Origin of the sequence: Pseudarthrobacter sp. C4D7, from assembly GCF_013359725.1 — a bacterium.
Classification (GTDB): domain Bacteria; phylum Actinomycetota; class Actinomycetes; order Actinomycetales; family Micrococcaceae; genus Arthrobacter.
This window is the reverse complement of record NZ_JABFMW010000015.1, coordinates 1-17,933: the sequence shown is the minus strand read 5'-3', so window position 1 is coordinate 17,933 and position 17,933 is coordinate 1. Positions and strand designations below refer to the sequence as shown.

General features: G+C 67.9%; 16 protein-coding genes, 1 pseudogene and 1 riboswitch. Of the genes and pseudogenes, 7 read left to right on the top strand and 10 right to left on the bottom strand.

Annotated elements, in window-relative coordinates; all coding sequences use genetic code 11:
* Window positions 1-11: 11 nt before the first annotated feature.
* The 3 genes from HNO81_RS11925 to HNO81_RS11915 all read right to left on the bottom strand — a co-directional run bounded on the left by HNO81_RS11925 (window position 12) and on the right by HNO81_RS11915 (window position 3,059).
* Window positions 12-539: a histidine phosphatase family protein gene (locus HNO81_RS11925; protein WP_175318343.1), complete on the bottom strand. Its 528-nt coding sequence runs from the start codon at window positions 537-539 to the stop codon at window positions 12-14.
* A 114-nt stretch (window positions 540-653) separates the two neighbouring features.
* The gene (locus tag HNO81_RS11920) at window positions 654-1,520 is read right to left on the bottom strand and encodes a winged helix-turn-helix domain-containing protein (RefSeq protein WP_175318342.1); all 867 of its coding nucleotides are present in this window, start codon (window positions 1,518-1,520) and stop codon (window positions 654-656) included.
* A gap of 567 nt (window positions 1,521-2,087) precedes the next feature.
* Entirely contained in the window at window positions 2,088-3,059 is a 972-nt protein-coding gene (locus HNO81_RS11915) for a hypothetical protein (protein ID WP_175318341.1), read from the bottom strand.
* A 224-nt stretch (window positions 3,060-3,283) separates the two neighbouring features.
* Between HNO81_RS11915 and HNO81_RS11910 the strand changes: the two genes are divergently transcribed.
* The 6 genes from HNO81_RS11910 (at window position 3,284) to HNO81_RS11885 (ending at window position 12,212) form a co-directional block, all read left to right on the top strand.
* Window positions 3,284-4,024 (top strand): response regulator transcription factor, encoded by a 741-nt coding sequence (locus HNO81_RS11910; RefSeq protein WP_175318340.1) that lies wholly within the window; start codon window positions 3,284-3,286, stop codon window positions 4,022-4,024.
* 14 nt (window positions 4,025-4,038) lie between these two features.
* The gene (locus HNO81_RS11905; RefSeq protein WP_175318339.1) at window positions 4,039-5,532 is read left to right on the top strand and encodes a HAMP domain-containing sensor histidine kinase; all 1,494 of its coding nucleotides are present in this window, start codon (window positions 4,039-4,041) and stop codon (window positions 5,530-5,532) included.
* Between the two features lie 86 nt (window positions 5,533-5,618).
* The gene (locus tag HNO81_RS11900) at window positions 5,619-6,965 is read left to right on the top strand and encodes a bifunctional glycosyltransferase family 2/GtrA family protein (protein ID WP_175318338.1); all 1,347 of its coding nucleotides are present in this window, start codon (window positions 5,619-5,621) and stop codon (window positions 6,963-6,965) included.
* The gene (locus tag HNO81_RS11895) at window positions 6,962-9,037 is read left to right on the top strand and encodes a glycosyltransferase family 39 protein (protein WP_175318337.1); all 2,076 of its coding nucleotides are present in this window, start codon (window positions 6,962-6,964) and stop codon (window positions 9,035-9,037) included. Before HNO81_RS11900 ends, HNO81_RS11895 begins: the two co-directional genes overlap by 4 nt.
* A gap of 6 nt (window positions 9,038-9,043) precedes the next feature.
* Entirely contained in the window at window positions 9,044-11,143 is a 2,100-nt protein-coding gene (locus tag HNO81_RS11890) for a glycosyltransferase family 39 protein (protein ID WP_254703438.1), read from the top strand.
* Window positions 11,144-11,341: 198 nt separating this feature from the next.
* Window positions 11,342-11,504: riboswitch (cyclic di-AMP (ydaO/yuaA leader) on the top strand.
* Window positions 11,505-11,507: 3 nt separating this feature from the next.
* Entirely contained in the window at window positions 11,508-12,212 is a 705-nt protein-coding gene (locus HNO81_RS11885) for a hypothetical protein (protein WP_175318336.1), read from the top strand.
* Between the two features lie 167 nt (window positions 12,213-12,379).
* Here the strand turns inward: HNO81_RS11885 and HNO81_RS11880 are convergent, their stop codons facing one another.
* From HNO81_RS11880 to HNO81_RS11870, 3 genes are read right to left on the bottom strand one after another with little or no spacing between them, the layout of a single operon-like run.
* A complete protein-coding gene (locus tag HNO81_RS11880; RefSeq protein WP_175318335.1) occupies window positions 12,380-12,799 on the bottom strand; it encodes a glyoxalase superfamily protein in 420 nt (139 codons plus the stop codon).
* 44 nt (window positions 12,800-12,843) lie between these two features.
* Window positions 12,844-13,479 carry a uracil phosphoribosyltransferase gene (upp, locus tag HNO81_RS11875; RefSeq protein WP_175318334.1) on the bottom strand — a complete coding sequence of 212 codons (636 nt, stop codon included), beginning with the start codon at window positions 13,477-13,479 and terminating at the stop codon, window positions 12,844-12,846.
* Between the two features lie 12 nt (window positions 13,480-13,491).
* On the bottom strand, window positions 13,492-14,316 hold the full coding sequence (locus tag HNO81_RS11870) for a phosphatase PAP2 family protein (RefSeq protein WP_254703437.1): 825 nt from the start codon (window positions 14,314-14,316) through the stop codon (window positions 13,492-13,494).
* Window positions 14,317-14,371: 55 nt separating this feature from the next.
* Here HNO81_RS11870 and HNO81_RS11865 point away from each other — a divergent pair, with 55 nt between their 5' ends.
* The gene (locus tag HNO81_RS11865; protein WP_175318332.1) at window positions 14,372-14,887 is read left to right on the top strand and encodes a nucleoside deaminase; all 516 of its coding nucleotides are present in this window, start codon (window positions 14,372-14,374) and stop codon (window positions 14,885-14,887) included.
* Window positions 14,888-14,926: 39 nt separating this feature from the next.
* Here HNO81_RS11865 and HNO81_RS11860 read toward each other — a convergent pair whose 3' ends face one another.
* From HNO81_RS11860 to HNO81_RS11845, 4 genes and pseudogenes are all read right to left on the bottom strand, one after another.
* Window positions 14,927-16,036 carry a glycosyltransferase family 4 protein gene (locus HNO81_RS11860; RefSeq protein WP_175318331.1) on the bottom strand — a complete coding sequence of 370 codons (1,110 nt, stop codon included), beginning with the start codon at window positions 16,034-16,036 and terminating at the stop codon, window positions 14,927-14,929.
* A 2-nt stretch (window positions 16,037-16,038) separates the two neighbouring features.
* Entirely contained in the window at window positions 16,039-16,434 is a 396-nt protein-coding gene (locus tag HNO81_RS11855; protein ID WP_175318330.1) for a 6-carboxytetrahydropterin synthase, read from the bottom strand.
* A gap of 3 nt (window positions 16,435-16,437) precedes the next feature.
* Complete coding sequence (locus HNO81_RS11850) at window positions 16,438-17,478, bottom strand: zinc-binding alcohol dehydrogenase (RefSeq protein WP_175318329.1); 1,041 nt, start codon at window positions 17,476-17,478, stop codon at window positions 16,438-16,440.
* Between the two features lie 236 nt (window positions 17,479-17,714).
* Window positions 17,715-17,933: pseudogene (locus HNO81_RS11845) on the bottom strand (endonuclease); the annotation flags it as partial.

The following is a 17,933-nucleotide window of genomic DNA, read 5'->3' as shown; positions in this document are numbered from 1 at the left end:
CGAAGCCGCTTCTAGTGGGCCCGGGGCACCGCGAACCGGGTAATCCGGGCATCCTGGCCGTCGAGTTCCGACCAGGGCTTCTCCGTCTCCAGGACCGTGAGCGCATTGGTGGGAAAGCGGGTGGCGGCGTCCATATAGGCGTCGTGGTCGGAATCCCGCGAGGCAAGGTGCATGGCCAGGTCCTGCACGCCGGGCAGGTGCGCGATCAGCATCAGCGTGGTGACGGTGTCCGGCACGTGGTTGACCACCGTGAGCATCCGGAGGGCTGAGGCTGCGTACAGTCCGTCTTCAAGTTTGGGTGTGGGGGCCTTGTCGCCGAGTTCGGAGCAGACCCACGTGCAGGTTTGCCGGGTGCGCAGGGCGCTGGAGCACAGGATGAAGTCCGGGAGGATGTTGTGCTTGAGCAGCCAGCGCCCTGCCAGCGGCGCCTCCCGGTGCCCGCGCTCCTCCAGCGGCCGCTCATGGTCGGCCACCCCGCCGGGCCAGTCCGCCTTGGCATGGCGCATGATCACAAGGCGTCGAACGTGGTGCGAGCTCATGGCCCAAGCCTAGCCAATCCCCCAGCCGCGGAGGCACAGTTCTTGGCGAGGGCCGGCTGAACGCCGAAGGGCGACCAGCCCCACAGGAGCAAGTCGCCTTCGCGCGAAAGATACTTAGATCGAGTACTCCGGAGCGGCCCAGACAACAACCTCCGGGTGCTCGTAGAACCGGTAGCCCTGGCCGCGGACGGTGCGGACCGTGTTGGCGAGGCGTCCCAGCTTGGAGCGGAGGCGGCGGATGTGGACGTCGATGGTGCGCTCGTTAGGCACTTCTTCGGCGTTGCGCCACAGTCCCTCAAGGAGTTCGTCGCGGCCCACGGTGCGGGTGCCGTTCTCCACAAGGTAGTTGAGGAGCTCGAACTCCTTGAACGTCAGGTTCAGGGATTCGCCGTCGAGGTGCACTTCGCGGCGGGCGAGGTCAATGAGCACCCCGGAAGGCCGCGGTTCCTGCGACTGGGCAGGGCGGGGGGTTTCGGTGCGCTGGCGGGAGTTGACCGTGGGGTCGCCAAAGGTGGAGCGGACGACGTCGAGCGCGGAACCGGGGGTGCCGGCCGGCGCCACGGCAACGGCGGCGTAGCTTTCGGCGCCTGAGACCAGGGACTGGGCGTAAGCGCGGATTTCCTGGGCGAGCTTGGCGATGGAGGTGCCGGCTGCTGCCGCGGTTTCCTCATCGATGCCCATGTAAAGGACGAATCCGCGGGCAACGTTGTCGTTTGCTACCGGACGGACCTGGTGTGCGCCGGGCACCACGGGCGTGGGAGCGGTGACGGGGGCAGCTTCGGCGGGGTGCACGGCGCGAAGCTGGCCGTAGGAGGTCGGGTTGTATCCCTGCGGAGCGAAGCCCTGCGCGGGGAAGCTGCTTCCGGACGGGGAGGGAGCAAGCGAAGGACGCGGTCCGAAGCCGGGGCGGAGGCCGGTGGCCTGGCCGGCCTTGGCGGCGTTACGGACAGAGATGTGGACGTATCCGGATGCAACTGACATGAATGCTTACCTCATTGTGAAATGGCCGGCTCCGCGGCTCGAATGCTGGCTTCCCCGTCACGCGGACCGGGGAGGGACGCCCGACGCTGGGCTTGGGGGCGAATGCCTAAGAACTTCGGTGGGTGGGGAAGGTCAGGCGTGCATTCGACAACAGCGCATGTTGGCGGCAGCGGGTGTGCTGGTCCAATGTTCTGCGGCTGCAGGTGCTGTTGAGTTCTTGTTCACATTGGAAGTGTGCCGCGTAACAATGCCAACTTGCAAGTAACAATGGACCGAATCGTCCGCATTGTGAGACGAAATCCAATTTTGTGCCGCATGTCACTATTTCGGAACCGGGGAAGATCGCGGACGCCTGGATCGGCATACGGCCTGATCACGTCATTTTTTAGAATTAACTTCGATAAAAGCTCAGTTTGTCGAATGAGTCCGAAATTCAACCGTTTGACGTGGAATCCGCTCCGTGGACATATGCCGTGTCCAACCGTTGCCCTGCCGCCAGCAGATTTTTTGCCGCCACACGCCGCTGAGCCGGAGGCAGGACTGTCCGCGCATCGTTCCGGCCAGCCGTCAGTTGCTGCTGGTACCGGCGCCGGGGGTCGTGGCAGTGGCCGCTGCCGCCAGCTGGATGGTCTCTGCCACGTAGGTGTCTGAATTCTTCAGGGCCGTCACGCGGACGCTGGCGCCGGTGGCCACGCTGGACATGCCGGTGGTGCCGCCGGCGGAGTTTCCGCCCCGCTGCCGCATCCCCTCCCCCATCTGGATGACCTGCACGTCCGATGCCACCTGGTACGTCCGGGTGAACCCGTCCTCGCTCTTTACGGTCATGGACGTGTCCGAGATCTCCGTGACGGTACCGGCCTGGCCGGCCATGGTGACGTAGTTGGAGCCGTCGAGGACGACATATTCGGAATGGACGGCCGCGTTAAGCCCGGCGGATCCCATCCCCAGCCCGCCAGGTCCACCATCCATCCCCATGCCGCCTGCCGATCCGCGGCCGTCCACGCCGCTTTGGCCATTCGGGCCTGTCACGCCGCCCTGGCTGCCCGGACCGAACTGGCCCGCGGCATCCATGCCTTGGGCGTTGTTCGCTGCCGCCGCCCCGTTCCCGGCAGCATAGGCGCCGGCACCGGCTGCGGCGGCCACAACCACCGCGACGCCGCCCACCAGCGCACTCTTCTTCGCGGTCCAGTTCCCCTTACCGGCCCGGGGCGGAGTGCCGGGTGCATACTGCTGCGGCGCGCCCCACCCGGTGCCGGGGCCGGGCACCTGGCCCGGTGCCGACGTCGTACCCCACCCCGGGGAAGGCGAACCGGGAGTAGGGGCGCCCCCTCCTTGGGCCGGCTGCCCCTGCGGGTTCCGTTCCCAGGGCGACTGGCCCCGCGGCGCTTGGCCGCCGGCCACCGGCTCCTGCTCGGCGGAACCGCCCTGGCCTTCCCACACGGGAGCCGGGCCGTCCTTCTGCTCCCGGCCTGCTGCGGACGGGTCCACCCTGCCGTCGTGGCCCGTTGATCCCGCGCGGCTGTTGTCCTGCTGTTCCATGGCGATCTCCAAGATGTTGTGCTGTTGGTATTGGTGCTGCTGTCCCAACAGGCTCTGCCGCTTTGCTGTGCAGGGGCTGTGCGGCCGGCCACGCCCGCCTGTGACCTCTCCGCGGCTCCCCTTGGACCCACCCGGCCGCGGTCACAGGTGGCTAGGCTGGAGCTCACAGCCGGAACACAGCAACGTCAAAGCATCGGCAAACCGACAGATCGGAGAGTTGTCCCATGGCATCCCCGCACCCCATGACCAACAACCTTCCCCGGCTCACCCACCCTGACGGTTCCCCCATCCGCGCCCTGGTGGTCGATGACGAGCCCAGCCTCTCCGAACTGATGAGCATGGGCCTGCGCCTGGCCGGCTGGTCCGTGGCAGTGGCCGGCGACGGACCCACGGCCGTTAAGCTCGCCAAGGACTTCCACCCCGACGTCCTGGTGCTCGATGTCATGCTGCCGGGGTTCGACGGCGTCGAGCTGCTGGGCAGGATCCGCGCCTTCGCCCCGGAGGTGCCCGCGCTGTTCCTGACGGCCAAGGACGACGTCCAGGACCGCATCGTGGGCCTGGCCGCCGGCGGGGACGACTATGTCACCAAGCCCTTCAGCCTGGAGGAAGTCCTGCTCCGGCTGCACCGGCTGGTCCAGCGTTCCGGAGTGGCCGCCATGGACACCGCCGAGCTGGTGGTGGGCGATCTTGTCCTCAATGTGGACACCAGGGAAGTCACCCGGGCCGGTGAGGACGTCCAGCTGACGGCCACGCAGTTCGAGCTCCTCCGCTACCTGATGGAAAACCCGAAGCGCGTTGTGAGCAAGGCCCAGATCCTGGACCACGTGTGGGACTACGACTTCGGCGGCCAGGCCAACATCGTGGAACTGTACATTTCCTACTTGCGCAAGAAGATCGACGCCACGCATCCGCCGATGATCCACACCGTGCGCGGGGCGGGCTATGTCATCAAGCCGGCAGACTAGCCAGGCGCACACCCATGTCATCGCTTTCCGGCGTCCCCCGTCCCGCAGGCCGGTCCTGGTCCAATCCCGCCACCTGGCATTTGCGTACCCGCCTGATCCTGCTGTCCATGGCGCTGCTGGTGACCATTTCAGGCGCCATTGGCGTGGCCAGTTATGCCTCGATGGATGTGGTCCTGACCAACCAGCTCGATGCCCAGCTGAAACTGGCGTCCCGCGGGCGGCCGCCGGAAGGCAACCCCTCCGGCCGTCCCGATCCCCTCGATGCGCGCGGGCAAAGCGTGGGAACCCTCAATGCCCGGGTGGTGAACGGGCAGATCAGCAGGGAAGCCGGCTTCCTTTCCTCCGACTTCACCCGGACGTCCCTGACTTCCGCTGACGTGGCCACCCTGCAGGCACTCCCCCGCGATGGCGTGCCCGTGGACCGTGACCTGTCCAAAGGCGACTACCGCGTGCTGGCCACCGAGACCCCGTACGGTGACGTGGTGATCACCGGGCTGCCGTTGTCCATGAAGCAAAACACCGAGGCCTCACTGGTCCTGACCATGGTGCTGGTTTCGCTCGGCGGCCTGGTGGTGATCGGGCTGGCCGGCACTGCCCTGATCAGGCGGACCATGCGGCCGCTGGAACAGCTGTCCGACGTAGCAACCAAAGTATCCAAGCTGCCCCTGGATGCCGGCGAGGTGGCCCTGGCGCTGCGGGTGCCGCCGTCAGCCGCACATCCCAACACTGAGGTGGGCAGTGTTGGCCACGCCCTGAACCTCATGCTGGACAATGTCTCCAGCGCGCTGGAGGCCCGGCAGCGGAGTGAGACCAAGGTGCGCCAGTTCGTTGCCGACGCCTCCCACGAACTCCGGACACCGCTGACTGCCATCCGCGGTTACACGGAGCTGATGCGCATGACCGAGCCCCTGACCGAAGACGGCCGGAAGTCTCTGGGCCGTGTCCAAAGCCAGTCTGAGCGCATGACCGCGCTGGTGGAGGACCTGCTGCTGCTGGCGCGGCTGGACGAGGGCAAAGCCACCCAGGCCACCGATGTGGACCTCACGCAGCTGGTGGTGGAAACCGTCAGCGACGAAAAGGTCATGGCCCCGGACCACGCCTGGCAGCTTCAGTTGCCCGAGGAGCCGGTCACGGTCCGCGGGGACGCCGCCCAGCTCCACCAGGTGCTGGCCAACCTGCTCTCCAACGCCCGGAAACACACGCCGGCGGGGACCACCGTGACGACCGGTGTGATGCGCTCGGCCGACGGAAGCGTGGTGGTCACGGTGACCGATAACGGGCCCGGCATCCCGGCCGAGTTCCAAGGCAGCATCTTCTCGCGCTTCACCAGGGCCGACGCCGCCCGCTCCGCTGCCGAAGGCCCCGGCTCCGAGGGGTCATCTGGCCTGGGGCTGTCCATCGTGGATTCCATCGTCCGGGCGCACGGAGGCACGGTGGAACTGGTTTCGCGGCCGGGCCGCACCGAGTTCGCGGTCCGCCTCCCGGCAGCCGGCTCTGCCGTATCCTGACGAAGGATCCACCCGGCCCTGACATGCACAGGCACGTCACAGGTGGCGCCTAAAGCCCACAAATACGGCGGCGCCACTGTTGATGCATGACGCTCACCGACTCCACTTCAGGAACCGTGCAGGACGCCGCGGTGGCACCGCCGGGCACGCCTGCCCGGGGACGCTCCCCGCGGCGCGCCCCCGTTGATACGCGGACCGCCGTCCCCGTCCTTGATGTCACCATCCCCGTCTTCAACGAGGAGCGCGACCTTGAGGAATGCCTCCGCAGGCTCCACGCACACCTGCGTGACACCTTTCCGCACAGTTTCCGGATCACGGTGGCGGACAATGCCAGCACGGACGGAACCTTGAAGGTGGCCGAGCGGCTGGCCCGGGAGTTCCCCGAGGTCACGGTGGTCCACCTGGACGAGAAGGGCCGCGGGAACGCGCTGCGCAAAGTGTGGCTCGCCTCCCCGTCCCCCGTCCTGGCCTACATGGACGTGGACCTCTCCACCGACCTGGCGGCGCTGCCCCCATTGCTGGCACCCCTTATTTCCGGGCATTCCGACCTGGCCATCGGCACCCGGCTGACCCGCAATTCCCGGGTTGTCCGCGGGCCCAAACGGGAGTTCATTTCGCGCGGCTACAACCTGCTGCTCCACTCCCTGATGGCTGCGCGGTTCAGTGATGCCCAGTGCGGGTTCAAGGCCATCCGGGCCGACGTCGCACAGCAGATCCTCCCCTATACCGTGGACAACTCCTGGTTCTTCGACACCGAGTTGCTGGTCCTGGCCGAACGCTGCGGCCTGCGCGTCCATGAAGTCCCCGTGGACTGGATCGATGATCCCGATTCCAGCGTGGACGTGGTCCGCACGGCGCTGGCCGACGTCCGCGGCATGGCACGGCTCACCCGCGACCTGGTTTATGGCCGCATCCCGGTTCCAGAGCTGCGTGCGGCCCTGGCACGGGGTCCGCTTCCCGCCTGGTCGCGGTCCGGCGAGCAGACCCGCCGGGGCAGCCTCTTCGGCCAACTGGTCCGGTTCGCCGCCATTGGCGCCGCCTCAACGCTGGCCTACCTGCTGATCTTCCTGTTCTGCCGCGGTTCCATGGACCCTCAGCTGGCCAACTTCCTGGCCCTGCTGGTCACCGCCGTGGCCAACACCGGAGCTAACCGGCGCTTCACCTTCGGGATCCAGGGCGGCAACCCGGTCCGGCACCACTTCGAGGGGCTGATCGTGTTCGGCATCGGCCTGGCCCTCACGTCCGGGGCGCTTGCCCTGGTGCACCGGACGACGACGCCTGACCGGTGGGTGGAAGTCCTCACCGTCGTGGGGGCGAACCTTGCGGCCACGGCCGTGCGCTTCCTGCTGTTCCGGCTTTGGGTCTTCCGGGGCGCCGCCGACAACACCAACACCCCGGACGCCACCACTTCCACAGAAACGGCAGCATCATGACTTTCACCATTACTCCCGCCGGCCACGCTGCCGGCACGCCAGTCCCTTCTGCCGGCCCGGACCTCCAGCCAGCACCCGACAAGACAGCGCCCCGCTGGAAGCGCTACGCCTTCGGAAACCAGCCGCGCTGGGTACGCCCGTCCGCTGCCGGGCTCCTGGCGGCCACAGCGGTCCTGTACCTCTGGAACCTCGCAGCTACCGGTTACGGGAACTCGTTCTACGCCGCCGCCATCCAGGCGGGCACCAAGGACTGGACCGCATTCCTCTTCGGTTCACTTGATGCGGGGAACGCCATCACCGTCGATAAGCCTCCGGCGGCACTGTGGATTCCGGCCCTCGCGGGCCGCATCTTCGGTTTCTCGCCGCTCAGCATGCTGGTGCCAGAGGCACTCATGGGCGTTGCCGCCGTCGGCGTCCTCTATCTGTCAGTCAAACGGGTTTCAGGACCGGCGGCGGGCCTGCTGGCCGGCGGTGCTTTGGCGCTGACACCCGTGGCCGCGCTCATGTTCAAGTTCAACAACCCCGACGCCATGCTCACGCTGTGCCTGGTGCTGGCGGCATACTTCACCATCCGGGCCATCGAACGGGCGGGCTGGAGGTGGCTTGTTGCGGCCGGGGCCGTGATCGGCCTGGCCTTCCTCACCAAGATGCTGCAGGGTTTCCTGATCGTTCCGGCACTGGGCCTGGCCTACCTGTGGGCGGCACCCACGTCGATAGGCCGCCGGCTGGCGCACCTCATGTGCGCGCTGGGAGGCATTCTTGTGGTGGCCGGCAGCTACGTTGCCTTATTCCAGCTGACGCCGGCTTCTGCCCGGCCGTACATGGCCGGCTCCACCACCAACAGTTTCCTGGAACTGACCTTCGGCTACAACGGCCTGGCCCGCATCACCGGTTCAGGTGAGGGCATGCCGGGCGGCGGCGCAGGGGGGGCGGCCGGTGGTCCCGGCGGCGGTTTCGGCGGCGGGAACAGTGGGTTCGGCGGGTCGGCGGGCCTGTTGCGGATGTTTGGCACGAGTTTTGGCGGCGAAGTGTCCTGGATGCTGCCCGCCGCCCTGGTCCTGCTGGTGGCGGGGCTCTGGTTCACCAGGCGGGAGGCCCGCACCTCCATGAGCCGCGCATCGCTGATCCTGTGGGGCGGCTGGCTCCTGGTGACCGCCGGGGTGTTCAGCTTCATGAGCGGCATTGTCCACCCCTACTACTCCGTGGCGCTGGCACCGGCGATCGCGGCCGTGGTGGGAACCGGCGCCGTGGAACTGTGGCGCGGACGAGCTTACTGGCCGGCCAGGATCGTCCTGGCCGTGACGGTCCTGGGGACCTCGATCTGGTCGGCTGTCCTCCTGGGCCGCGACGCGTCCTGGCTCCCCTGGCTGCGGACCGCTGTCATCGTCCTCGGCGTCCTGGCAGCGGCCGCGATCCTGCTCCGCGTCGACAGCCGCGGCACGGCCGGACGGTTCCGACGCGCGGGCGCTTCCGCCGTCGTCGTCATATCCCTCCTTGCCGGTGGGCTTGGTTCCGGTGCGTGGACCATCGCCACCGCAGCAACCGCGCATTCAGGCTCCATTCCGACGTCGGGGCCCGCGGGGTCCCCGGCAGGCGGTTTTGGAAACCGGGCTGCCGGTTTCCGCGGGGACCGCACCGAGGGCACGGACGCCGCCGCCGGAGCGGACAGGCTTGACCCGGCGAATGGTTTTGACCCCGCGAACGGAATGGCTGGTTCAGCCGGTGGCCCCGGGGAGGGAACCGCCGATGCCGCCGTGTCCGCGCTGCTCTCCGCCACCACCACGAAGTGGTCCGCGATCGTCTCCGGCGCCAGCCAGGCGGCCAGCCTGGAACTTGCCACGAACACCAATGTCATTGCGCTGGGCGGCTGGAACGGCGGGGACCCTTATCCCACGCTCGCCCAGTTCCAGGACATGGTGGCCAAGGGTGAGATCGGATACTTCATCCAGGGCGGCGGCATGGGTGGCGGCATGGGCGGCCGGGGCGGCAACTCGGAGGTGGCCGCCTGGGTGCAGGCCAACTTCCAGGCCCAGACCGTGGGCAACTCCACCGTCTACCAGCTCACCAAGTAGCCCGCCATGGCCAGCCGTAACCCACACGCCATGCCGTCAGACGCCGTCCCGTCAAGCGCCGTCCCCTCAAGCGCCAGACCATCAAGTTCCGCTGCCGGTTCCAGGGTCCGCGCCTCCGGAAACCCGGGGACGGTCCCCGCGCGCCACCGCGGGGACCACCAGGCCGTCCGGCGCCGGCTGGAGTTGGCCGCGGTGCTGGCGGCCACGGCCGTGCTGTACCTGTGGAACCTGGGCGCCTCCGGCTGGGCCAACGCGTTCTACTCCGCTGCGGCCCAGGCAGGGTCGCAGGACTGGACTGCCTGGTTCTTCGGTTCCTCGGACGCCGCCAACTCCATCACGGTGGACAAACCACCGGCCTCCCTGTGGATCATGGGCCTATCGGTCCGGCTTTTTGGGCTGAATCCGTGGAGCATCCTGGTGCCGCAGGCGCTGATGGGCGTAGGCACCGCCTGGCTGCTCTATCTGTCCGTCCGCAGGAGCGCGGCGCAGGCCACCGGGAATGCCACTCTTGCCCACCGTGCGGGCTTGCTGGGGGCAGCGGTGCTGGCACTGACCCCGGTGGCCACGCTGATGTTCCGGTTCAACAACCCTGACGCCCTGCTGGTGCTGCTCATGATGGCGGCCGGGTACGCGGTCATCCGTGCAATCCAGGAGGACCGGCTGCGCTGGCTCCTGCTGGCCGGTGCGTTCCTGGGCTTCGGCTTCCTGGCCAAGCAACTGCAGGTCCTGCTGGTGGTTCCCGGGTTCGCCCTGGCCTACCTGGTGGCGGGGCCCGGACGGCCGGGCCGGCGGCTCCTGCGGCTGGCCGCGGCCGGCGCTGCGATGGTGGTGTCCGCGGGCTGGTGGCTCGCGGCTGTGGAGCTGACACCCGCCGGAATGCGGCCCTATATCGGCGGCTCGCAGGACAACTCCATCCTGGAACTGACCCTTGGCTACAACGGCCTGGGCCGGCTGACGGGCGACGAAACGGGCAGCGTGGGCGGTGGTAACGGCTGGGGCGTTCCCGGCCTGTTCCGGATGTTCAACAACGAGTTCGGTGGCCAAATCGCCTGGCTGCTGCCCTCCGCCCTGATCCTCGCGATCGGCCTGCTGTGGGTGGGCCGGCGGGCACCGCGGACCGATCCGGTGCGTGCGTCAGTGCTGGCCTGGGGCTCCTGGGTACTGGTGACCGGCCTGGTGTTCAGCTTCATGGCCGGCATCATCCACCCCTACTACGCGGTGGCGCTTGCTCCCGGAATCGCCGGGCTCACCGGCCTGGGCTCAGTGCTGCTGTGGCAGCGCAGGCAGCAACTGGCCGCCGGCATGTTGCTCTCCTTGGCCGTGGCCGCGGCAGCCCTCACCGCGTTCTTCCTGCTGGGCACCACATCGGCCTATGGTCCGTGGCTGCGCTGGCTGGTGCTCGTAGCCGGCCTGGCCGCGGCGGCGGGAGCGGGCTTGAACGGGCTCCCGGGCATTGGTTCCATCCAAAGGACTTCCCTCCAACGGACGACGGCGGCGCTTGCCGTTGCTGCGTCGCTCGCCGGCCCATTGGCCTTCTCCGTCTCCACGGCATCGATGGCGCACAGTGGAGCAATCGTCAGCGCGGGACCCACCTCCGGATTCGGGGCGGCGGCGGCCGGCGCTCCCGCCGGTGCCCGGAACAGCCGGATCGGGTCCGGTCCGAATGGCGCGGGCAGCGCCGCCCAGGGCTTCCGCCAGCCGCGCAGCCAGGGCGGTACCGGGTTCACGGGTGGCGGGGGCGGCATGGGCGGCCTCCTGGGTGCGCCCACGCCGTCGGCCAGCCTGGTCACTGCGCTCAAGACCGACGCGCCGCGCTACACCTGGGCTGCAGCGGTTGTGGGTGCGAACAACGCTGCAGGCTACCAACTGGCAACGGAGCTGCCGGTCATGGCAGTGGGCGGCTTCAACTGCACAGACCCCTCCCCCACGCTGGCGCAGTTCCAGGACCTGGTAGCCCAAGGGAAGATCCATTACTTCATCGCGGGCGGGACCATGCGTGCCACCAGCGGCTCGGACGCAGCCTCCCGGATCGCTACGTGGGTGGCCGGAAATTTCCAGGCGCAGAGCATTGACGGCACCACGGTGTACTTGCTGGCCGGCCAATAGCAGCGGACCCCGCCAGCGCCGGCTGCAAGGGCGGCTGCCGGGGCGGCCGCCCTTGCGAACGCCCCGGCCCGTCCGGGCAACCCGACGCGCGGCCGACCGTGACTTCCGTTACCCAAATGTGACTTTGCCTTAATCTTCCTGTACCGTCGATTGGGTGCGGTCCCCGTTCGGGCCGCATATCCCGGGTTGACGCCAAGCTCTGCCGCTTCCCGGATTTCCGATTGAGACACGGCAGAGGCGGGGGACCCACCGTCCCGGGCAATGAATGCCCTTGGGGTTAAGCCAGCACGTGATTGTTCCGTGCGGCCGGATGCCCTCATCCGAACCCGACAGCTAACTCCGCAGGTGTGAGAGGCGATCAATCATGTTCAAAAACACGGCAGAAGCACGTCTGCATGCCAAGGCTAAACACAAAGGCACGCAGCAGGCAAAGAAGACCACCCTCGGCCGCCGCGCCGGGATCCTCGCAGCATCCTGCGCGGTTCTGGTGGGAGTAGGCGCCGCCGGCCAGGCCACCAGCAGCATGGCCCCGGTATCGTCCACCCAGTCCACTCCGGCAGCCTCCGATGCCCAGATGAGCATCGAGAAGAGCGAGATCCGCTCCAACCCGGCGGAGAGCCCCGCTCCCGCCGCCATCACCGTGGCACCCCAGGCCGCAGAGCCGGCTCCCGCGGCAGCCCCCGCCGCCCCGGCACCGGCCGCGCCGGCACCTGCACCGGAGCCTGCACCCGCACCTGAGCCGGCACCCGCCGTCGCGGTCAACGACCCCGCCGGTGCCCAGGCCTACGCCGCCAGCCAGCTGGCCACCTACGGATGGGGCCCGGACCAGATGCAGTGCCTGCAGACGCTGTGGACCAAGGAATCGGACTGGACCACCACGGCCACCAATCCGAGCAGCGGGGCGTACGGCATTGTCCAGTCGCTCCCGGCCGAGAAGATGGCCAGCGCCGGCGCCGACTACCTCACGAACTACCGCACGCAGATCAACTGGGGCCTTAACTACATCAAGCTCAGCTACGCTTCCCCGTGCGGTGCGCTGAATTTCCACCTGGCCCACAACTGGTACTAGGCCCGGCTTGCCTGTGGCAGCGCGCCGGAGGATCCGCTGAGGCTCCCCGGCATTAACCGCTGCCGACGCCGCACCCGGACTCCCCGCCGTCGTTCACCGGGGCCGGGCGCAAGGAATTTCTCCGCCACCAGCGGCCCGCATCCACCTGGGTGCGGGCCGCTGGTGCGTTAACCTGCTGCGCCCCCTGCTGTGCCGCTGTCGGCTGCGTCCTGGGCGGCGCTCCGCCACGGGATGTACTGGACGGCCCATTTGTTGCCGTCCGGGTCGGCGAAATACACAAAGTGGCCCCACGGCAGCACTTCGATGTCGCTGACGTCCACACCGCTGCCCTTGAGGTGGTCGTGCGCTTTTTGGATGTCGTCCACCACCAGCTGGAGCGTGGTTCCGGTGCCGGCAGGGGCATCCAGGAGCCCGTCGCCCATGCAGATTGAACAGGCCGAGCCGGGCGGGGTCAGCTGGACGAAGCGGATGTCGTCCGAGGGCCGCTCGTCATAGTCGGCGTTGAAACCCACCTTGTTGACGTAGAAATCCTTGGCGCGGTCGACGTCGGACACGGGGACGTAGACAAGTTCGAGTTTCCAGTTCATCCGCACAGGCTAGCGGCGGAGACGGCATTCAAAAAGGGTGAAAACTACCCTGCAATGCCGTAGAGGCGGTCGCCGGCGTCGCCCAGGCCGGGAACAATGTACGACTTCTCGTTGAGCCTCTCATCGATGGAGGCGAGGACGATGTGCACGTTTGCGTCGCCCAGCTCTTCCTCCAGCTTCGCCAGGCCCTCCGGGGCCGCCAGCAGGCAGATGCACGTGACATCCGAGGCTCCCCGCTTGAACAGGAACTTGATGGCCTCGCGGAGCGTGCCGCCGGTGGCCAGCATCGGATCCAGGACGAACACCTGCCGGCCGGTCAGGTCCTCCGGAAGGCGCTCGGCGTAGGTGATGATGTCAAGCGTCTCCTCGTCCCGGGCCATGCCCAGGAAGCCCACCTCGGCCGTGGGAACCAGCTTGGTCATGCCCTCCAGCATGCCCAGGCCAGCGCGCAGGATGGGGACCACCAGCGGGGTGGGCTTGGTGAACGCCGTGCCGATGGTGGTGCTGACCGGCGTCTCGATGGTGACGGGCTCGGTGCGGACCTCCCGCGTGGCTTCGTAGGCCAGCAGGGTCACCAGCTCTTCCGTCAGCTGGCGGAAGACCGGCGACGGAGTGTTCTTGTCCCGGAGGACGGTGAGCTTGTGGGCGACCAGGGGGTGGTCAACAACGAGAGTACGCATCCCCCAAAACTATCATCCGGCGGTGTCCTTGGTGTGGCTGCCGCGGGCAGGTGCCTTGCCCCCGTCGCCGTGCTGGCGAACTTCCTCGCCAACCACGTCGCGGATGATCGGACGGTCGAATGACGGCGGGGCTCCGGCGTGCTCCCGCTTGCGGACCAGGTGGAAGAGCCTGTGCGCCAGGATCACCACGCCAACCCAGGTGAGGCCCAGCAACCAGCCGGCCATGACGTCCGTCAACCAGTGGTGGCCAAGGAAGACGCGGCTGAGGCCCATGGCGATGATGAAGAGCGTGCCGGCCGTGATGGCCGTGACGCGAACCAGCGTGGCCTGGAACTGGAGGCAGATGAGGTAGATCACCAGGCTGATCACCACCGTGGTGTTCAGTGTGTGGCCGCTGGGAAAGGACGGCGAATCCTCATAGGGGGGTACCGCGTCCGCGTGGTCCGGCCGGGTGCGGCCCACCAGCTTCTTGCCGAAGGTGGTGGCCAGGATGGAGACGCCCGCAGCACCGCCGATCAGGGCCAGCGGCCGCCAGTTCCGGCTGAGGAACGTCAACCAGGCAGTGAGGATACTGGCCAGGATGGGCATGCCGATGCCGCCGCCGATGTTGGTAAAGCCGGTAACGAACGCGTCCAGGCCGGGGCTGCGCAGGCTTTCGGCAAACGCCAGGGCCGGCTTGTCCAGGTTGGCCAGCCCGGCTGAATCCACCACGTCGTCGTACACCTCAGCTCCCAGCAGGGCCAGGGACACGATGATGGCCCCGCCCACGAGGATGGTAAGGATCAGCGCCGCATAAGGTTTGAACCAGAGACCTAGGCGATCCCGCAGGGTGTCCATGCTGCCTCCCGGCATCCGTAAGTAACCTGAGTATCCCCGAAACTATCATTGAGCCATGCCGTTGCCCGAAAAGAAACATGACGCCTGGATGGGCCTTGCCCTGGCCGAGGCGCGTAAGGCGCTGGCCACAGAGGACGTTCCCATCGGCGCCGTGGTGATAGGGCCCGACGGCGGGGTGCTGGGTTCCGGCCGGAACCAGCGGGAGGAACTGGGCGATCCCACGGCCCATGCCGAGGTGGTGGCCATCCGGGAGGCGGCGCAGCGGCTGCAGGAACGGGCACGGCTCGACGGCGGCCGCAGCGACGGCTGGCGGTTAGCCGATTGCACGCTGGTGGTCACGCTGGAACCCTGTGCGATGTGTGCCGGGGCGATTGTCCTGGCCCGGATCCCGCGGGTTGTCTTCGGCGCCTGGGACGAGAAAGCAGGCGCTGCCGGTTCCGTGTTCGACATCCTCCGTGAGCGCCGGCTCAACCACTGGGTTGAGGTGTATCCGGGAGTCCGCGAGGAGGAATGCGCCGTGTTGCTGCGCACGTTTTTTGCAGGGCACCGCAGCAGCAGCCCGCAACCCTAGTCCGCGGTCCTAGACCGGCCCACGTGCGCTGTGGCCCGGCTACCGGCCCCGTTCGGCCAGCAGGGCCAGCACTCCCCGGGCGGTGGTGCCCCAGTCCGGAAGGCACAGCCGTGCCTCCAGCGCTGCTGCACGCCAACCGTACCTGACCTCCGGGTCCTCGAGCCATCGGCGCAGTGCCTGCCCCAGCCTGGCGGGGCCTTCCTGCCCTCCTTCCGGAAGCGGCAGCGCTGCCCCGGGAAGGCGTGGACCGCCGTCGGCCGCTGTCAGCCCCGCAAGCCCCAGCGCCTCTTCAGTCCCTGTGCCCTTCCGGACAATCACGGGAATGCCGCGGGCCAGGGACTCGGTGACCACCATGCCGAATGCCTCCGCACGGGACAGCAACAGGCTCAGGTCAGTCCGGTCCCATTCAGCTCCGAGCGCTTCGCCGGCCAATTCCCCGGTGAGCTTGACCCGCTCCTGCAGCCCGTGGGCAAGGACGGCATCCTGGATTGCCCGCGCGTAACCGGGGTCTGCCTGGTCTGAGCCCACCAACGAGGCGGTCCACGGCAGGTCCTGGATGCGGGCAAGTGCGTCCACGGCCAACAACTGGTCCTTGTTGGGCAGCAGGGCGGCCACTACGGCCAGGTGCGGAGGCGTGGACCCGGCGGCCTTGGCAGCTGGTTCAACTCCGGGCAGCGCTATGTGTGTCCGCACCACCCCCCTTTGCAGGAGGACGGACGCTGCCCACGAGCTGGTGCAGATCACGCCCGTTGCCGCGCGGAGAGCCCTGGCCTCGCCTGCAAGGGCTGCTGTCCCGGCACTTTCCGGCACGGGCATATGCACCATGACCCATGTTTGCCTACCGGCCTTGGCAGCGAATTCCAGTTCGTCCGGAGCGCCTACGGCGACCAGTCCGTCAACGATTACCGGACCGCTGTCTGGTCCTTGGGCATTGTCCGGTCCGGTGGCGCTGTCCGGTTCCCATGCGCCGAGGAGGGCACCCAGCCGGCGTCGTTCCTTGGCGCCGGCGAGCGGCCAACCACCCTCAACGCTGATGACGTCCATCTGGGCGCCCAGTGTCCGCAACCCGTCAACCAGGTGCGCGTTGTAGACGTTCCCGCCGGAGTTGTGCCGGATGTTTCCGGGGACCAGCAGCCGGATGGGGCGCAAGGTCAGGCGGCGAGGTCCAGGGAGTAGGAGGCCCACGCGTCCGGGTTCTCGCGCAAGGTGACGTCGATGCCGGCGAGTTCGCGGCCGTCGTCGCTGTCCTTGATCCGCGCCGCGACCTGGGTGGCGATGTATTCGGCCAGCGCTTCCGTGGTGGTGAGCTTGCCTTCAAAGTCCGGGTGCTCGTCCAGGTTCTTGTAGTTCAGGCCGTCGAGCACGTCCTCGATGATGGTTCCGGCGGCGCCGATGTCCAGGACGATTGCGTCATTGTTCAGGGCGCGACGACGGAAGGCCACCTCAGCTACGAAGGTTGCCCCGTGGAGTCCCTGCGCCGGGCCAAAGGCTTCGCGCGGCAGGCTGTGGGCGATCATGAAGTGGCGGCGGACGGTAAGGCTGAACATGGGTTACCTCTGGTTTTCCGGGTTGTGGACGGCGGGGACGGCTGTCTGGCTTGGGGCCGGGTATTCGACGACGTGGCACAGGGCTTCCAGGGTGCCGTCGGCCAGGCTTTGGACGACGCCCGGGAGGTCCTCGAACGGAGACGAACCGGTCAGGAATGCGTCGAAGACAGGATCCTTGAGCAGCGATACTGCAAGGTCCAGCCGATCGGCATTGGTGCGGCGGTGGCGGCGGGCACGGGCCACCATACCCACCTGGCTGGCCCTGATGGACAGGCGCCGCGCGTGGAAGTCCTCGCCCAGCGGGACCGTAACTTCCCGGTTGGCGTACCAGGACATTTCAATGACGTCGCCTTCGTCGCCGACCAGCTGCAGGCTGCGTTCCAGGCCTTCCTGGGATGCCGAGCAGTGGAAGACGATGTCGCAATCGGCCAGCGCGTCATCCGGGTGTGCGAACTCCACGCCCAAGGCGTCGGCGAGCTGCTTCCTGCCGGGATCGAGGTCCACCAGCTGCAGGCGTTGCAGCGGGAAGGTGCGCAGGAGGGTGGCCACCATGCCGCCCACCAGCCCGGCGCCGACTACTGCGATCCTGTCCCCCAGCCTGGGCCCGGCCTCCCACAGGCCGTTGACGGCTGTTTCCACTGTCCCCGTGAGGACTGCGCGCTGGGAGGGGACGTCGTCGGGAATCCGGGTTAGGGACTCCACGGGGACCACGTACAGGTCTTGGTGCGGGTTCAGGCAGAAAACGCGCCGGCCTTTCCACTCCTGGGGCCCTTCCTCCACAATTCCGACGGACAGGTAGCCGAATTTCACCGGTCCGGGGAACTGGCCTTCCTGGTGCGGCGCCCGCATTTCTTCTGCGACCCGGGGCGGCACGGCTCCGGTGTGCACCACCATCTCGGTGCCCTTGCTGATGCCGGAGTAGAGGGCACGGACCAGCGCTTCCCCGGGCCCCGGGGCCGGCACGTCCTCGGTTCTGAGCTCGCCGCGCTCCTTGGCAGTGGTCCAGTATGCGGTTGCGTGGAGCGGAGTCTGTGAATTTGTCATCTTGCTGATGAATCTAGCCGGACGCCCATGACCGGGGAAAGTCCGACAGAGCACGGCGTGGCGTGGCACAGCCCGACGTGGCGTGGCACAGCCCGACGTGGCGTGGCACAGCGCGGCGGGGCGTGGCACAGCCCGACGTGGCGTGGCCAGCGTGGCGGGACGTGGTGAAGCGCGGCGTGGCGTGGCACATCTTTTCGTGGCACAGCGTGACGCCGAGTATCGGCCCGCCCGCCAGTTCAGGCAGAGGGCGGATGGAGGATGCGGTCCAGCCATGCCTCCCCCGGGGAGTAGCCGATCCGTACCAGGTCCGCACAACCGGCAACTACCCTTTCCAGCGATCCCAACTCCGGCACCACGTGCCGCGGCCATTGGGGTGGTTCCCAGTCCTGGTGTTCGCTTTGGTAGTGCCGGCCGGTGGGTGAGGTCCAGCCGGGTGGTTCGTTCTTGGTGGCCGG

Coding starts and splice junctions, on each gene's coding strand:
- HNO81_RS11865 (WP_175318332.1), top strand. CDS start 14,372: ATGCCGTTGCCCGAAAAGAAACATGACGCCTGGATGGGCCTTGCCCTG.
- HNO81_RS11910 (WP_175318340.1), top strand. CDS start 3,284: ATGGCATCCCCGCACCCCATGACCAACAACCTTCCCCGGCTCACCCAC.
- HNO81_RS11900 (WP_175318338.1), top strand. CDS start 5,619: ATGACGCTCACCGACTCCACTTCAGGAACCGTGCAGGACGCCGCGGTG.
- HNO81_RS11880 (WP_175318335.1), bottom strand. CDS start 12,799: ATGAACTGGAAACTCGAACTTGTCTACGTCCCCGTGTCCGACGTCGAC.
- HNO81_RS11925 (WP_175318343.1), bottom strand. CDS start 539: ATGAGCTCGCACCACGTTCGACGCCTTGTGATCATGCGCCATGCCAAG.
- HNO81_RS11920 (WP_175318342.1), bottom strand. CDS start 1,520: ATGTCAGTTGCATCCGGATACGTCCACATCTCTGTCCGTAACGCCGCC.
- HNO81_RS11855 (WP_175318330.1), bottom strand. CDS start 16,434: ATGTTCAGCCTTACCGTCCGCCGCCACTTCATGATCGCCCACAGCCTG.
- upp (WP_175318334.1), bottom strand. CDS start 13,479: ATGCGTACTCTCGTTGTTGACCACCCCCTGGTCGCCCACAAGCTCACC.
- HNO81_RS11905 (WP_175318339.1), top strand. CDS start 4,039: ATGTCATCGCTTTCCGGCGTCCCCCGTCCCGCAGGCCGGTCCTGGTCC.
- HNO81_RS11850 (WP_175318329.1), bottom strand. CDS start 17,478: ATGACAAATTCACAGACTCCGCTCCACGCAACCGCATACTGGACCACT.
- HNO81_RS11885 (WP_175318336.1), top strand. CDS start 11,508: ATGTTCAAAAACACGGCAGAAGCACGTCTGCATGCCAAGGCTAAACAC.
- HNO81_RS11915 (WP_175318341.1), bottom strand. CDS start 3,059: ATGGAACAGCAGGACAACAGCCGCGCGGGATCAACGGGCCACGACGGC.
- HNO81_RS11870 (WP_254703437.1), bottom strand. CDS start 14,316: ATGGACACCCTGCGGGATCGCCTAGGTCTCTGGTTCAAACCTTATGCG.
- HNO81_RS11895 (WP_175318337.1), top strand. CDS start 6,962: ATGACTTTCACCATTACTCCCGCCGGCCACGCTGCCGGCACGCCAGTC.
- HNO81_RS11890 (WP_254703438.1), top strand. CDS start 9,044: ATGGCCAGCCGTAACCCACACGCCATGCCGTCAGACGCCGTCCCGTCA.